General features: G+C 57.3%; 15 protein-coding genes. 11 read left to right on the top strand and 4 right to left on the bottom strand.

What is annotated here, in order from left to right:
- Positions 1 to 35: 35 nt before the first annotated feature.
- Positions 36 to 1,622, bottom strand: a complete 1,587-nt coding sequence (locus tag EC840_RS20750; protein ID WP_112290585.1) for a gamma-glutamyltransferase — start codon at positions 1,620 to 1,622, stop codon at positions 36 to 38.
- A 199-nt stretch (positions 1,623 to 1,821) separates the two neighbouring features.
- Here EC840_RS20750 and EC840_RS20745 point away from each other — a divergent pair, with 199 nt between their 5' ends.
- From EC840_RS20745 to uraH, 9 genes are all read left to right on the top strand, one after another.
- Entirely contained in the window at positions 1,822 to 2,661 is an 840-nt protein-coding gene (locus EC840_RS20745) for a MurR/RpiR family transcriptional regulator (protein ID WP_132966865.1), read from the top strand.
- A 258-nt stretch (positions 2,662 to 2,919) separates the two neighbouring features.
- Positions 2,920 to 3,711 (top strand): transporter substrate-binding domain-containing protein, encoded by a 792-nt coding sequence (locus tag EC840_RS20740; protein WP_112290582.1) that lies wholly within the window; start codon positions 2,920 to 2,922, stop codon positions 3,709 to 3,711.
- Between the two features lie 24 nt (positions 3,712 to 3,735).
- Entirely contained in the window at positions 3,736 to 4,401 is a 666-nt protein-coding gene (locus tag EC840_RS20735) for an amino acid ABC transporter permease (RefSeq protein WP_112290580.1), read from the top strand.
- A 2-nt stretch (positions 4,402 to 4,403) separates the two neighbouring features.
- Complete coding sequence (locus EC840_RS20730; RefSeq protein WP_132966908.1) at positions 4,404 to 5,054, top strand: amino acid ABC transporter permease; 651 nt, start codon at positions 4,404 to 4,406, stop codon at positions 5,052 to 5,054.
- Positions 5,054 to 5,806, top strand: a complete 753-nt coding sequence (locus EC840_RS20725) for an amino acid ABC transporter ATP-binding protein (RefSeq protein ID WP_132966863.1) — start codon at positions 5,054 to 5,056, stop codon at positions 5,804 to 5,806. The genes EC840_RS20730 and EC840_RS20725 overlap by 1 nt, the downstream gene beginning before the upstream one ends.
- An 18-nt stretch (positions 5,807 to 5,824) precedes the next feature.
- Positions 5,825 to 7,063, top strand: coding sequence for an alanine--glyoxylate aminotransferase family protein (locus EC840_RS20720; RefSeq protein ID WP_112290576.1), 1,239 nt, complete (start codon positions 5,825 to 5,827; stop codon positions 7,061 to 7,063).
- Positions 7,063 to 8,337: an allantoate amidohydrolase gene (gene hpxK / locus EC840_RS20715; protein ID WP_132966861.1), complete on the top strand. Its 1,275-nt coding sequence runs from the start codon at positions 7,063 to 7,065 to the stop codon at positions 8,335 to 8,337. Before EC840_RS20720 ends, hpxK begins: the two co-directional genes overlap by 1 nt.
- Positions 8,334 to 8,849, top strand: coding sequence for a 2-oxo-4-hydroxy-4-carboxy-5-ureidoimidazoline decarboxylase (gene uraD / locus EC840_RS20710; protein WP_132966859.1), 516 nt, complete (start codon positions 8,334 to 8,336; stop codon positions 8,847 to 8,849). Before hpxK ends, uraD begins: the two co-directional genes overlap by 4 nt.
- Entirely contained in the window at positions 8,846 to 9,181 is a 336-nt protein-coding gene (gene uraH / locus EC840_RS20705) for a hydroxyisourate hydrolase (protein WP_132966857.1), read from the top strand. The genes uraD and uraH overlap by 4 nt, the downstream gene beginning before the upstream one ends.
- A gap of 13 nt (positions 9,182 to 9,194) precedes the next feature.
- Here uraH and EC840_RS20700 read toward each other — a convergent pair whose 3' ends face one another.
- The 3 genes from EC840_RS20700 to EC840_RS20690 form a co-directional block, all read right to left on the bottom strand.
- Complete coding sequence (locus EC840_RS20700; protein ID WP_132966855.1) at positions 9,195 to 10,463, bottom strand: glutamine amidotransferase; 1,269 nt, start codon at positions 10,461 to 10,463, stop codon at positions 9,195 to 9,197.
- Between the two features lie 160 nt (positions 10,464 to 10,623).
- Complete coding sequence (locus tag EC840_RS20695) at positions 10,624 to 11,397, bottom strand: amidohydrolase (protein WP_132966853.1); 774 nt, start codon at positions 11,395 to 11,397, stop codon at positions 10,624 to 10,626.
- Positions 11,385 to 12,545, bottom strand: a complete 1,161-nt coding sequence (locus EC840_RS20690; RefSeq protein ID WP_132966851.1) for a pyridoxal phosphate-dependent aminotransferase — start codon at positions 12,543 to 12,545, stop codon at positions 11,385 to 11,387. Before EC840_RS20690 ends, EC840_RS20695 begins: the two co-directional genes overlap by 13 nt.
- A 207-nt stretch (positions 12,546 to 12,752) precedes the next feature.
- On the opposite strand from EC840_RS20690, the gene EC840_RS20685 reads away from it, so the two are divergent.
- Positions 12,753 to 13,367: a methylthioribulose 1-phosphate dehydratase gene (locus EC840_RS20685; protein WP_112290565.1), complete on the top strand. Its 615-nt coding sequence runs from the start codon at positions 12,753 to 12,755 to the stop codon at positions 13,365 to 13,367.
- A complete protein-coding gene (mtnC, locus tag EC840_RS20680; protein ID WP_132966849.1) occupies positions 13,364 to 14,050 on the top strand; it encodes an acireductone synthase in 687 nt (228 codons plus the stop codon). Before EC840_RS20685 ends, mtnC begins: the two co-directional genes overlap by 4 nt.
- Positions 14,051 to 14,053 lie beyond the last annotated feature (3 nt).

The following is a 14,053-nucleotide window of genomic DNA, read 5'->3' as shown; positions in this document are numbered from 1 at the left end:
CTGCTTCCTTATCAATTTTCATGAGCGAACTCTGATCAAAATCCGGCGGCGCTGCCGTTGCTGCGCGGGTCGGAGGCACCTTCAAACATGCCGTTGGTATGGCGGACAATGGCACCGGCATGGCCGACGGCTTCGCTGAAATCCGGTAACAGTTCGACGTCGTGACCGCGCTGTCTCAGTCCGGCCTGCGTCGGATAGGCGAAACGGCCTTCCAGTTTCAGTGAATCCGAACTTTCTCCCCACGTCCGCCCCAGCAGCCAGCGCGGACCGCTGATCGCCTGCTGCAACGATTGCCCCTGCACCACATGGCGGATAAACACCGCGGCCTGGGTTTGCGGCTGACCGTCGCCGCCCATCGAACCGTAAACCATGGTGCGCCCGTCGTATAAACGTGCGGCGGCGGGGTTGAGGGTATGAAACGGTTGCTTGCCCGGTGCCAGCGCCAGTAAATGGCTGGCGTCGAGGCTGAAAGATGCGCCGCGGTTTTGCCACAACACGCCGCTGCCCGGCAGCACTACACCACTGCCGAACTCGTGATAAATACTCTGGATAAATGACACCGCCAGCCCGCTGCTGTCCATCACGCCCATCCAGACGGTATCGCCCGGACCTTTACCTTTGCCCCAGTCGGCGGCGCTGTGCGCTTTAATGCGGGTGGCGAGGGCATCGAGATACTGCGGATCCAGCAGGCTCTGCGCGTCCTGCGTCATCATGCGCGGATCAGTGATAAAGCGGTCGCGCAGGCCGAACGCCAGTTTGGTGGCTTCGACAATGCTGTGGATCGTCGCGCTTTCATCCATGGTTTCCAGCGGCAGGCGGTCAGTCAGGCCGAGGATCGCCAGCGACACCAGCCCCTGCGTCGGTGGCGTCAGGTTGTAGATTTCGCCTTTGCTGTGTTTGAGGCGCAGCGGCACACGGCGCTGCGGCTTGTAAGCAGCAAGATCGGCGCGGGTGACCGGCATACCGAGCTTTTCCATGTCGGCGGCCATATTGTCGGCCAGCTCCCCGCGGTAGAAACTGTTCAGCCCGTCTTCGCACAACATCGATAACGTCTGCGCCAGCTGCGGCTGGGTGAAACGGTTCCCGGCGCGCGGCACGTCGCCGTTAGGCAGAAAAACATCGGCGAAGGTGCGGAAATCTTTCAGTTCATGTTGCTTGGCGCGGGTGGCGGCTTCCTGCGATGCGGTCACCGGAATGCCGTCCGCAGCGTAACGGATGGCGTCACGCAGCAGGCGCGAAAGCGGTTTTTGCTCACCGCCGAATTCAGCCGATACATTCAACGCTTCCTGCCAGCCGCCGACGGTGCCTGCGACCGTCAGCGCCGCTTTCGGGCCGCGATGCGGAATGTGCGTTTCACCGGCGTAAAAATCGAGAGAGGCCAGCGAACCGGCGGCACCGCTGGCGTCGATCGCCACCGGATTGCCCTGCGGGGGCACAATCAGCCAGAAGCCGTCGCCGCCCAGTCCGTTCATGTGCGGATAGACCACGGCAATGGTGGCGGCCGCTGCCACCATTGCCTCGATGGCATTGCCGCCTTCACGCAATACCGCAAGCGCACTCTGGCTCGCCAGATGATGAGGTGTAACCGCCATGCCCAGCGGTGCGCTGTTACTGTTAATCATGCGATGTCCTTTTTAAAACGCTTTTTTTATGTTGCCCGCGCATGCAGGGATGAGGGCGTGCAGGGATTAAGTTAAGCAAGAGGTGTTCCACATCGGCAAAACCTTCGGACTTTCACTCATAATTTAGCTTGCATTGGCAAGCATAGTGCATGGTATGTTCCGCTGATTTACTGAAACATTGGTTACAAAAGGGACGGAGATGAAACAGATTGACGAACGTCTGCGTGACCATTACGCAGAACTCACGCCGCAGGAACAGCGGGTGGCCGACTTTATTTTTGCCAGCATTGATGACCTGATGAGCTACAACAGCGCAGAGCTGGCGCGGCTCAGCGGTGTGTCGAAGGCCACGGTCAGCCGCCTGTTTAAACGTCTTGGTTACCCGAGTTATCGCGATATGCGCGATGAAATGCGCACCCTGCGCCAGAGTGGCATGCCGCTGACCGACAGCCGTGACGCGGTACAAGGTAACACCTTGTTATCACGGCACTATAAACAGGAAATGGCTAACCTGACGCAGTGGATTAATCAGATTGATGGCGCACAGTTTGGCGCGCTGATCACCGCCCTGAGTCAGGCGCGGCAGGTACGTCTGCTCGGTTTTCGTAACAGTTATCCGGTGGCGCTGCACCTGCGTCAGCAACTGATTCAGGTGCGTGCTGGCGTGATGATGATGCCGCAGCCGGGGCAGACGCTGGCGGAAGAACTGGTGGATCTCACCGCGCAGGACGTGGTGATTTTCGTTGCTTTCCGTCGCCGTCCCCGCATGGCGAAGGCGATTCTCACGCAATTACAGTCACTTGATGTGCCGGTTTTACTGATTTGCGAGCCGCAGGCGCAGACACTTATTCCGCTCGCCACCTGGCATCTGGCCGCGCCGCTCGACAGCGTGTCGGCGTTCGACAGTTATTCATCTGCCATGAGCCTGGCGAATTTACTCAGCAATGCGTTGTTGCACGACATGCTCGCGTCAGGCCGTCAGCGCATTCATCAGATAAGCGATTTGTATAACGATCTGGATGAGCTGGAGCTGCGCTGATTCCCGATTCAGGCACAAACTGAGCGCTTTTCTGGTGCTTTCGCACAATTACGGTGCATCAGAGTTTTCAACCTTTCTCACTTTTTGCCCTGATTCAGGGCAAAAAAATCCCTTCTCCCTTCTACTCTGAATGGCTAATACCTTGTCATGTCGTGTCTTTGCGCACATTTTTTCTGCCGGGTCATTTTTGGCACATTCGTTGCAAAGTTATAAATATAAGAATCTATCGTTCCAAAAACTTTTCACCGGAGATAATCTATGAACATGAACAAACGGTTGTTGGCATGGGCAGGTGCGGCAATGTTGGTGCTTCAGGCATCGAATGTTATGGCCGATCAGTTGCAGGATATTCAGAAGCGTGGCGTGCTGCGCGTGGCTGTTCCGCAGGATTTCCCGCCGTTTGGTTCGGTGAGCAAGGATTTGCAGCCGGAAGGTTATGACATCGACATGGCGCATTATCTGGCCGATAAGATGAAACTTAAGTTGCAACTGGTGCCGGTCACCAGCGCCAACCGGGTGCCTTATCTGCAAACGGATAAAGTCGATCTGGTGATTTCCAGCCTCGGCAAAAACGCCGAGCGCGAAAAAGTCATCGACTTCAGCAACGCTTACGCGCCGTTCTTCCTCGGCGTGTTTGGTGCGCAGGGTGACAAACTGTCGGATCTGAAAGAACTGTCCGGCAAAACCATCGGCGTGACCCGTGGCGCGGTGGAAGATCTGGCGCTGACCGATGTGGCACCGAAGGATGCCAAAATTCAGCGTTACGAAGACAACAACACCACGCTGTCGGCCTACCTGTCCGGTCAGGTGGAATACATCGCCACCGGTAACCTGGTAGTGGCGGCAGTAGCCCGTATGAACCCGGCCAAAGCGCCGGTTTCCAAAGTGATGCTGAAAGATTCGCCGTGCTATGTCGGTCTGCGTAAAGACGAACCGGCACTGAAAGACAAAGTGAATGAACTGATCGCCGAAGGCATCAAAGACAAGACGCTGAATACGCTGTCTGAAAAATGGATGAAGGCACCGCTGCCGGCATCAATCGGCGCGTGATCAGGGTTTTGACGGAGATTTTTCATGACCTATCAGCTTAACTTTAGCGCGCTGTGGCCTTATATGCCGGAACTGCTGGCCGGATTATGGACCACTATTGAGCTGACGGTACTTGCAACGGTTGGCGGTGTCGCGATAGGAATTTGCGGCGCGGCCATCCGCTGCGGCAACCATAAAATTCTGCGGACAGTCTGGGGCATTTATGTCGAAGCCATCCGTAATACGCCGTTTGTGGTGCAGTTGTTTTTCATTGTATTTGGCCTGCCAGCCATTGGCTTGAAAATGACCGCCGGTGAAGCGGCGCTGCTGGCGATGCTGATTAACCTCGGCGCGTACAGCACCGAGATTATTCGCGCCGGTATTCAGGTGACGCCGAAAGGCCAGTGGGAAGCCGGACGCGTGCTGGGACTAACGCGCAGTCAGACGTTCCTGCGCATTGTGCTGCCGCCGTCGCTGAAACGCATTTATCCGTCGCTGGTCAGCCAGTGCATTATCGTGATGCTCGGATCTTCCGTGGTATCGCAGGTGTCTTTTGAGGAACTGACGTTTGCTGCGAACTTAATTCAGTCACGCACCTTCCTCAGTTTCGAAGTGTATCTGGTCACCACGTTGTTCTATTTGCTGTTGTCGGTGGCGATGCGTCAGTTGCTGCTGCTGGCCGGACGCCGTGTCTTTGGGAGTGAAAACTGATGATGACCTTCACTGACTGGGACATTGTGCGCAATCTCCTGCTGGCGGCGCGCTGGACGTTGCTGTTGTCGCTGACCGCGTTTATCGGCGGCACGCTGGTGACTCTGCCGCTGTTGCTCATGCGCCTGACCAGGCGCCGCTGGCCGACGCGTTTTGTGCGTCTGTATTCCGAACTGTTTCAGGGTACGCCGTTGCTGATGCAGCTGTTCCTGGCCTTCTTCGGGCTTGGCCTGTTTGGTATCAACGTCAGTCCGTGGACGGCTGCCGCGCTGGCGCTGACGCTGTATACCAGCGCGTATCTGGTGGATATCTGGAGCGGCAGCATTGCCGCGTTACCGAAAGGCCAGTGGGAAGCGTCGCGCTGCCTCGGCCTGAATTTCGGTCAGACGTTATGGCGTGTCATTACTCCGCAGGCGCTGCGGATTGCCATTGCGCCGACCGTCGGGTTTTCCGTGCAGGTGGTGAAAGGCACCGCGCTGGCGTCGATTATCGGTTTTGTCGAACTGACCAAAGCCGGAACCATGCTGAACAACGTGACGTATGAGCCGTTCAAAGTGTTTGGATTAGTGGCGCTGGGCTACTTCCTGATGTGCTATCCGCTGTCCCGTTACAGTCAGCATTTAGAAAAATCATTGCGTGGAGATAAACAGTAATGCCACTGATCACCATCAATCAGGTTCAGAAATATTACGGTCAGAACCACGTGCTGAAAGGCGTGGATCTGGATATCGACAGCGGCGAAGTGATTTCGATCATCGGCCGCAGCGGTTCAGGTAAAAGCACGCTGTTGCGCTGCATGAACGGGCTGGAAGGCTATCAGGAAGGCAGCATCAAACTGGGCGGCATGACCATCACTGACCGCGATTCTCAGGCGCGTGACATCAGCCGTTCCGTCGGTATGGTGTTTCAGAGCTTCAATCTTTTTCCGCACATGACCGCGCTGGAAAACGTCATGCTGGCGCCACGGCGCGTGCTGAAAAAGTCCGCCGCCGAATGCCGTGAACTGGCCGCGCAGATGCTGGCGAAAGTCGGGCTGGCGGATCGCATGGATTATCACCCGTCGAATCTTTCCGGCGGCCAGCAGCAACGTGTGGCGATTGCCCGTGCGCTGGCGATGAACCCGAAAGTGCTGCTGTGTGATGAAATCACCTCGGCGCTGGATCCGGAATTAGTCGGCGAAGTATTGAAAGTGCTCGAGCAACTGGCGAAAGAAGGCATGACGCTGGTGCTGGTGACGCACGAAATGAATTTTGCCCGCGAAGTGGGCGACCGCGTGGTGTTTATGCATCAGGGCACCGTGTGGGAACAGGGCGAAAGCCGGGCGTTGTTTGCCAATCCGCAAACCCCCGAGCTGAAACAGTTTATCGCATCCGTCCGCGGCCTTAGTGAGGCTGCTGCAAGCTAACATTGTAAAGGATTAACTATGTCAGATTTCATCTCTCCCGGACAAATCAACCCGCCAACCCGTCTGCTGATGGGGCCGGGACCCATCAATGCCGATCCGCGCGTACTGCGGGCGATGGCGAGCCAGCTGGTCGGGCAATATGACCCGGTAATGACCGGCTACATGAACGAAGTGATGGCGCTGTACCGTGCGCTGTATAAAACCGAAAACCCGTGGACGTTGCTGATCGACGGCACCTCGCGCGCCGGTATCGAAGCCGTGCTGCTTTCCGGTATCCGTCCGGGCGACAAAGTGCTGGTGCCGGTGTTTGGTCGTTTCGGTCATCTGCTGTGTGAAATAGCCCGCCGCTGCCGCGCTGAAGTTCATACCATCGAAGCGCCGTGGGGCGAAGTGTTTGATCCGCAGCAAATTGAAGATGCGATTAAATCCGTGAAACCGCGCTGGTTGCTGACCGTGCAGGGCGATACGTCCACCACCATGTTGCAGCCGCTGGAGCAACTGGGTGAAATCTGCCGCCGTCACGGCGTGTTGTTCTATTCCGATGCCACGGCGTCCTTTGGCGGCAATCCGCTGGAAACCGATGCCTGGGGTTTAGACGCCGTATCTGCCGGTTTGCAAAAATGCCTCGGCGGTCCTTCCGGCAGCTCGCCGGTGACTATCAGCCCGCGCTTTGAAGAACAAATCCGCCGCCGTAAATGCGTGGAAGAAGGCATCCGTACCGCCGACCACGCCGACGGCGATGAAGAGATGATCTACTCCAACTATTTCGATCTGGGCATGATCATGGATTACTGGGGGCCGGAGCGTCTGAACCACCATACTGAAGCCACCAGCATGTTATTTGCGGCACGCGAATGTGCGCGCATCATTCTGGAAGAAGGGCTCGATACCGGTATCGCCCGCCACAAACTGCACGGCGGCGCACTGCTGGCAGGGATTCAGGGCATGGGGCTGGAAGTGTTCGGCGACATGAACAACCGCATGAATAACGTGCTCGGCGTGGTCATTCCGCAGGGCGTTCATGGCGAACAGGTGCGCCAGATGATGCTTAACGATTTCAGCATTGAAATCGGCACCTCATTTGGCCCGCTGGCCGGGAAAATCTGGCGTATCGGCACCATGGGTTACAACGCGCGTAAAGACTGCGTGTTGCAGACGCTGGTGGCGCTGGAAGCGGTGCTTAACCGTCTCGGCTATGCGTCGAAATACGGCGCAGGGGCGCAGGCCGCCTGGGATCACTACGCAGGAGGTCAGTAATGGCAGAAGCCTTTACGCTGGCTGCGGTTTCCGACAGCGCAAAATGTGCCGCTGAACGGGTGATGGCGCGCTGCGATGCACTCGCCGCCATCAGTGAAACGCCGGGTCAGCTGACCCGCGTGTATCTCTCGGCCGAACATTTGCAGGCCAATCAGGTTGTGGGCGAATGGATGGAAGCGGCCGGTATGCGCGTCTGGCAGGACAGCGTCGGCAACATCTGCGGGCGCTACGAAGGGCTGGACGCTTCGGCTCCGGCCATCCTGCTCGGTTCACATCTCGACAGCGTGCGTAATGCGGGGCGTTACGACGGCCCGCTGGGCGTGCTCACCGCGCTGGAAGTGGTGGCGCATTTGCATCACAACGGCATCCGTTTGCCGATGGCGGTGGAAATTGTCGGGTTCTGCGATGAAGAAGGGACGCGTTTTGGTATCACGCTGCTGGGCAGCCGCGGGCTGACCGGCACCTGGCCGGCGGACTGGCTGGAACGTCAGGACGCGCAGGGGATTTCGGTGGCACAGGCGATGCAGAATGCCGGGCTGGAGCCGCTGAAAATCGGCGCGTCACAGCGCGCGGTCAGCGATTTCTGCGCGTATCTTGAATTGCATATCGAACAAGGCCCGTGCCTGCAAACGGCGGATGTGCCGCTCGGCGTGGTCACGGCGATTAACGGTGCGCGTCGGCTTAATTGCGAATTCACTGGCCACGCAGGTCATGCCGGAACCGTGCCGATGGGGCAGCGTCAGGACGCCCTGACCGCCGCCGCTGAATGGACGCTGGCGATTGAAAGCATCACTACTGCTGCAGGCCGTAATCTGGTGGCGACGGTCGGCACCCTGGAATGTCTGCCGGGCGCGGTGAATGTCATTCCGGGTCAGGTGAAGCTGTCGCTGGATGTACGCGGTCCGCGTGATGATGATCTCTCTGCGCTGCTGGAAACGTTGCTGGCGAAAGGTCGGGATATCGCCGCACGGCGCGGCCTGACGTTCGCAGCCGAACAGTTTTACGGCATCAGCGCGACGGAATGTAATGCCGGTTTGCAGCATCGTCTGAGCCAGAGCGTTTTACACCTGCAGGGACAGGCGATGTCATTGCCAAGCGGGGCAGGGCATGACGCGATTGCCATCGCTGAATGCTGGCCGGTCGGCATGTTGTTTGTGCGTTGTAAAGACGGCATCAGCCATCATCCTGATGAATCTGTCACTACCGGCGACGTGGCTTATGCGGTGCAGGCGTATATCAATACGGTGCTGAGTTTTGCTGAGGGACATTTATGACCTTCGAAGGATCCGGCTCGTTATCCAGATTCAATGCGCTTTCCGAATTTGAAGCCGTTGCCCTGTTGCGCCCGCTGGTGAATATCCCTTCGTGGGCGAAAACTGTCAGTGACGGACGGCCTTATACTTCTGTGGAAGACGTATTGCGCCGCGCCGAAGCGGCCTGTGAAAACTGGCAACCGGAAGATATTACTCAGGCGCTGTCGTCACATCCGCGTATCGGCGAACGCGCCAGCGGAGCCAGTAAGGAAGCGCAGCTTTCCCGTGGCGAACAGGCGACGCTCAATATCAGCCAGCAGGCAGTGATCGATGCGCTGCATGACGGCAACCTGCGTTATGAGCAACGTTTTGGACGGGTGTTTCTGATCCGCGCGAAAGGGCGCAGTTCAGAGGAGATTCTGGATAATCTGCAACGGCGCCTGAATAATTCACCGGACGCTGAAGATCAGGAAACGGCGCAACAACTCAAAGAAATTACCCTGCTGCGTTTAAAGGAGATATTCCCGTTATGACACGCATCACCACCCATATTCTTGATACGTCTTTGGGCCAGCCTGCGGCCAATGTGCGCGTCTGGCTGGAAAGCCTTGAAGGGCTGAACATCACGCTCATCAGCGAAACCCAAACCGATGCCGATGGCCGCGCCGCAAAATTAACGCCGGAACCGGTGGCTTCCGGGCATTACCGGTTGTGTGCGGATATCGGCGCGTATTTCACGGCAACGGGGCGAGAAACGCTGTATCACTCGGCGATCATTGATGTGGTGATCGACGGTGAGCAGGATCATTACCATCTGCCGCTGCTGATCAGTCCTTATTCTTATTCAACGTATCGCGGCAGTTAGACCTTTCTGTCATTCAGCCCATCAGCAGGTGCGGATGCTTTAACCGCACGCTTTGGGTCAGCGCCGCGTGGCTGACATCCCGGTCACGATTGCCCTGACGCACCTGTTGCAGAAACGCCATCAGCAGCGGATACGGGCGCTCGCGACGTGACATCAGTTCCGGTTGTCCCTGAACGCCGAGGAAGAACGGATGATTGTCCAGCTCTGCCACCTGCGCCTGTTCCCCGCTTTCGTCATACCCCGTAATGCGCAATCCCGTACTTTCCAGTTCTGCCAGTAAATGCGGGTTCAGATAGCGGCGCTGGTTATAGCGCAGCGTAAACTCATCGCCCATTTTATTCGCCAGCAGGCTGCCGCTGCGGGTGATGACCGTATGATTCCCCGGACGCGGCTGCGTGTGTTCGGCGAGCGGCAAACCGGTTTGCAGACTGCCCAGCGTTGACGGGCCGTGCATCACTACCCGATCCTGTCCGAGCACTTTCTGGCCCAGCGCCGTCACCATCTGATGCATTCCCTGATTGATGCCCAGCACCGGCGTACGGTTTTCCAGTGCCCAGGTGGCAGTCGCCAGCGCGCTGGCCTGATGATCGCCCTGCGTTAACGTTGCGCCCGGTAAAATAATGCCGTCGACGTCGAAAAGCGTGCAGTCGAGCTGGCTGCCCAGTAACGCCGCTGTCACATACACCACGTCAATGTTCATTGCCAGTGCATCGGCGGCGTCTCCCAGTGCAGCGAGCATCGCCGGATAGCTGTCGCGTTGCTCGGCAAAATCGCCCACCAGCGCCACGCGCAGTGTTTTTCCTGCCCGCATCACTGGCTGCGAAACGGAGCCTAACGCCCAGCGCCCGAAGGCATCGCGCCCCCAGCCGTTACTGCGAATTTTGCCGGTCGCGCAATCTTCCAGCTGAAATTTATCCTGATTGCGCACCACGGTCAGTGACTCAGTTTCTATGCCGTGTTCTGCGATTTTTGCCGCCAGATCCGCGGATAAAGGCTCACGCAATGGCACGACGATATCTTCTTTAAGTGCCCGATAAATCAGGGATTCTAGGCCGGTTTCTTCACCCGCACCGCGCCCGGTCAGGCGCTCAAGCCACACCAGCCCGCTGGTCAGTGCGTGTCCCTGCGCCGTGACGTGCTGACGGGCATTCGGGTAACGTTGTGCATTATGACTGACGGGAAAGTGACACAGCGGCAACGCGCGGAGTTCAGCAAGTATCGCTGCCATCGCGCCGTACAACGCAGGTTCGGGCGTGGAGTGTGCAATAAAGGTGATGGTCATCAGTGTTCCTCTGTCAGATGTTTTTGCGGGGGTATTGAATGCAAGAATTGATCCACACAGGGATGTGTTTACATGCGCTGACAAAAAGGGGGGAGAGGAGAGCAAGGCTGAGTCAGATGTGAACCCGGCGCTGAAGGCCGGGGACATGTTCTTTGATTCTTTAATCGTGCAGCAAATAGGTATCGGCATCGCGCCAGGCGGGGAAGGTTTCGCGGTAATCCTGTAACGCTTCCAGTGATAATTCGGCCTCAATAATCATCGCCGAACCCGGTTCTGCCCGCGCCAGTTCTTCACCTTGCGGATTAATGATCAGGCTGTCGCCGCTGTAATAATGACCGTTATCGTCGTGGCCGACGCGGTTGCAACCGGCAACATACGCCTGATTTTCGATGGCACGGGCGGCGAGCAATGTCTGCCAGTGACGGCTGCGTGGGGCAGGCCAGTTGGCGACGTAAAGCGCCAGGTCGTAATCCTGACGGTTGCGTGAATACACAGGGAAACGCAGGTCGTAACAGACTTGCGGCAAAATACGCCAGCCGCGCCATTCGACGATTTCACGACGTTTTCCGGGCACATAATAATTGTGTTCACCGGCCATGCGGAACAGGTGACGTTTATCGTAAAAATGCACGTTGCCCTGCGGCTCAACCAGCAGGAAACGGTTCACCGCGCCTTCCGTGGTGCTCAGCGCCACACTGCCACCGATCATCGCACCGAGTTGTTTCGCCCATTGTTGCAGCCATTGCACCACACGCGATTCCGGCAGCGTGCTGCCCGGTGCCTGCATGGCAAAACCGGTGGTAAACATTTCAGGCAACACAATCAGGTCACGGCCGGTCAGCGCACCGAGCAGGCCGTCGAAATGCGCGAGGTTTGCCTCGCCGTCCAGCCACACCAGCGGCTGTTGCAGTACGGACAGTTTTAAAGTTGACACAGGCGCTCCGCGGCAGCGTCCAGCGTGGCTTCCTGTTTGGCGAAGCACAGCCGGATCAGTTTATGTGGGAAAGGTGCGGCGCAGAATACCGACATCGGAATGGCCGCTACGCCGACATGTTCAGTCAGCCAGTGGCAGAATGCAACGTCGTCTAAATCGGATACGTCACTGTAATCAACCAGCAGGAAATAGGTGCCCTGACTGGGTAACACTTTCAGACGGCTGTTGGCCAGCCCCTGCGCCAGACGGTCGCGCTTGGCCTGATAAAAGGCCGGTAATTCCTGCCAGTGTTCCGGCGCTTCACGCAGCATATCCGCCAGCGCCAGCTGAACCGGCGTGGTGATCGAGAAGGTCAGATACTGATGTACCTTGCGCAGTTCGGCGCTGATAATCGCCGGTGCGATGCAGTAACCCACGCGCCAGCCGGTCATGTGATAAGTCTTGCCGAACGATGACACCGCAATAGCACGCTGACGCAATTCGGGATGACGTAGCACGCTGGCGTGACCTTGCGGTGCAAAGCAAATGTGCTCGTACACTTCATCGCTCAGCACGAAAATGTGCTTATCCGCAATGGTCTGCCAGAGCTGTTCGACGTCGCTGTCGCTCCAGACCGTGGCCGACGGATTATGCGGGGTGTTGATAATCACCAGCTTCGTGCGGTCAGTGATCTGATCGGCGAATTCCGCCCAGTTCACTTTAAATTCCGGCGGTTGTAGCTGAATGCGTTTCATCACGCCGCCCGCCAGTTCCACCGCCGGGGCGTAGCAGTCATAGCTCGGATCAAAAGCAATCACTTCATCACCTTTCGACACCAGCGCGGTGATGGCGATGTACAGTGATTCGGTCGCGCCCGCCGTGATGGTGATGTCGGTGTTGGCGTCGGGGGCGTAGCCGTAAATCTGTTCGGTTTTCGCGGCAATCGCTTCACGCAGTGGCGTGGTGCCGGTCATCGGGGCGTACTGGTTCGAACCCTGACTGACGTGATACGCCAGACGATCCCTCAGATATTGCGGGCCGTCGAAATCAGGAAAACCCTGCGACAGGTTAATCGCATTGTGTTTCTGCGCCAGAGCACTCATTTGGGTGAAAATCGTGGTGCCTAAGGCAGGAAGTTTACTTTCGGGGATCAATGCTGCTGTGCTCATGGCGGGTCAATACTCCTGGACCGTTGACCTGACAGGCGTCAGGTGTGCAAATAGCGATGTTGCTGACAATATAACACGATGTTAATATTTGGCAATCGAGACGCTTAGATGGCTAAATGCCAATTCGGTCTAAGGCACTTAACTTTTTATATATCGCCGTTTCACGCCAAACTGAGTCCCTCAACGCACCGGTTTTACAGGATAAAAATGACAGAGAATTTGCAACTGGGCGCGCTGCTGGCGGCCTGTCACTGGATTGGTCAGAAAGGCTGGAGCCCGGCGACGGGCGGTAATATGTCTGTACGCGAAGGCGATGCCCATTGCCTGATCACCGAATCAGGAAAAGACAAAGGATCCCTGACCGCAGAAGACTTCCTGCTGGTGGAACTGGAAAGCGGCTTTGCGCCGGGCGGTCGTCGTCCTTCGGCGGAAACCGGGCTGCACACGATGCTGTATTCCCGCTATCCTGAAACAGGCGCGGTGCTGCATACCCATTCGGTCAATTCGACCGTGTTATCGCGGGTTGAGCGCAGCGGCGCGCTGGTGCTGGAAGGCTACGAGATGCAAAAATCGCTCAGTGGCCAGACCTCGCACCTTGATCAGGTGGTGATCCCGATCTTCGACAACAGCCAGGATATTCCTGCGCTGGCGCAGAAGATTATTGCCTCGTCAGAGCACGCGCCGTTGCAGTATGGTTTTCTGCTGCGCGGCCACGGGCTGACTTGCTGGGGACGGGATGTGGCCGAAGCGCGCCGCCATCTGGAAGGGCTGGAATTCCTGTTCCAGTGTGAACTGCAACGTCGCCTGCTGGAGGCTAAATGATCCTCGCCATCGTCACTGATATTGAAGGCACCACCACGGATATCCGTTTTGTGCATCAGGTGTTATTCCCTTATGCCCGTCAGCGTCTGGCGGAGTTCCTGCGTCATGAGCATGAACAGCCGGACGTCGCAGCGGCGCTGGACGCCTTACGCGCTGAAATCGACCGGCCACAGGCCAGCGTCGAAGCGCTGATCGAACAGCTTTTTACCTACATGGACAACGACGTGAAATCGACGTCGCTGAAAGTCTTGCAGGGCATTATCTGGCGCACGGGTTATGAGAATGGCGATTTTCGCGGGCATCTTTATGACGACGTCGCGCCACAACTGGAAGCGTGGAAAGCCGAAGGTCTGCAACTTTGTGTGTATTCCTCCGGTTCGGTGGACGCGCAAAAACTGCTGTTTGGCTACAGTGATGCCGGTGATTTAACGCCGCTGTTCAGCGGCTATTTCGACACCCGCGTCGGGGCCAAGCGTGAAACGGAGTCGTATCAGAACATCGCCGAGCAACTGATCCTGCCGCCGCAGGATTTACTGTTTTTATCGGACATCCGTCAGGAACTCGATGCCGCGCGCCTGGCGGGCTGGCATACCTGTCAGCTGATCCGTGATGACGCTGACGAACTCAGCGATCACCTGCAAGTTAATCGTTTTGATCAGATAGCCTTAGAAACATTCTTATAAGAG

This window comes from Rahnella sp. JUb53, from assembly GCF_004346065.1.
In the GTDB taxonomy this organism is placed as follows: domain Bacteria; phylum Pseudomonadota; class Gammaproteobacteria; order Enterobacterales; family Enterobacteriaceae; genus Rahnella; species Rahnella variigena.
This window is presented reverse-complemented; position numbering and strand designations above follow the sequence as displayed.

Excerpts from the sequence above, each read along its gene's own strand:
- EC840_RS20750 (WP_112290585.1), bottom strand. The coding sequence starts at position 1,622 with ATGATTAACAGTAACAGCGCACCGCTGGGCATGGCGGTTACACCTCAT.
- EC840_RS20745 (WP_132966865.1), top strand. The coding sequence starts at position 1,822 with ATGAAACAGATTGACGAACGTCTGCGTGACCATTACGCAGAACTCACG.
- EC840_RS20740 (WP_112290582.1), top strand. The coding sequence starts at position 2,920 with ATGAACATGAACAAACGGTTGTTGGCATGGGCAGGTGCGGCAATGTTG.
- EC840_RS20735 (WP_112290580.1), top strand. The coding sequence starts at position 3,736 with ATGACCTATCAGCTTAACTTTAGCGCGCTGTGGCCTTATATGCCGGAA.
- EC840_RS20730 (WP_132966908.1), top strand. The coding sequence starts at position 4,404 with ATGACCTTCACTGACTGGGACATTGTGCGCAATCTCCTGCTGGCGGCG.
- EC840_RS20725 (WP_132966863.1), top strand. The coding sequence starts at position 5,054 with ATGCCACTGATCACCATCAATCAGGTTCAGAAATATTACGGTCAGAAC.
- EC840_RS20720 (WP_112290576.1), top strand. The coding sequence starts at position 5,825 with ATGTCAGATTTCATCTCTCCCGGACAAATCAACCCGCCAACCCGTCTG.
- hpxK (WP_132966861.1), top strand. The coding sequence starts at position 7,063 with ATGGCAGAAGCCTTTACGCTGGCTGCGGTTTCCGACAGCGCAAAATGT.
- uraD (WP_132966859.1), top strand. The coding sequence starts at position 8,334 with ATGACCTTCGAAGGATCCGGCTCGTTATCCAGATTCAATGCGCTTTCC.
- uraH (WP_132966857.1), top strand. The coding sequence starts at position 8,846 with ATGACACGCATCACCACCCATATTCTTGATACGTCTTTGGGCCAGCCT.
- EC840_RS20700 (WP_132966855.1), bottom strand. The coding sequence starts at position 10,463 with ATGACCATCACCTTTATTGCACACTCCACGCCCGAACCTGCGTTGTAC.
- EC840_RS20690 (WP_132966851.1), bottom strand. The coding sequence starts at position 12,545 with ATGAGCACAGCAGCATTGATCCCCGAAAGTAAACTTCCTGCCTTAGGC.
- EC840_RS20685 (WP_112290565.1), top strand. The coding sequence starts at position 12,753 with ATGACAGAGAATTTGCAACTGGGCGCGCTGCTGGCGGCCTGTCACTGG.
- mtnC (WP_132966849.1), top strand. The coding sequence starts at position 13,364 with ATGATCCTCGCCATCGTCACTGATATTGAAGGCACCACCACGGATATC.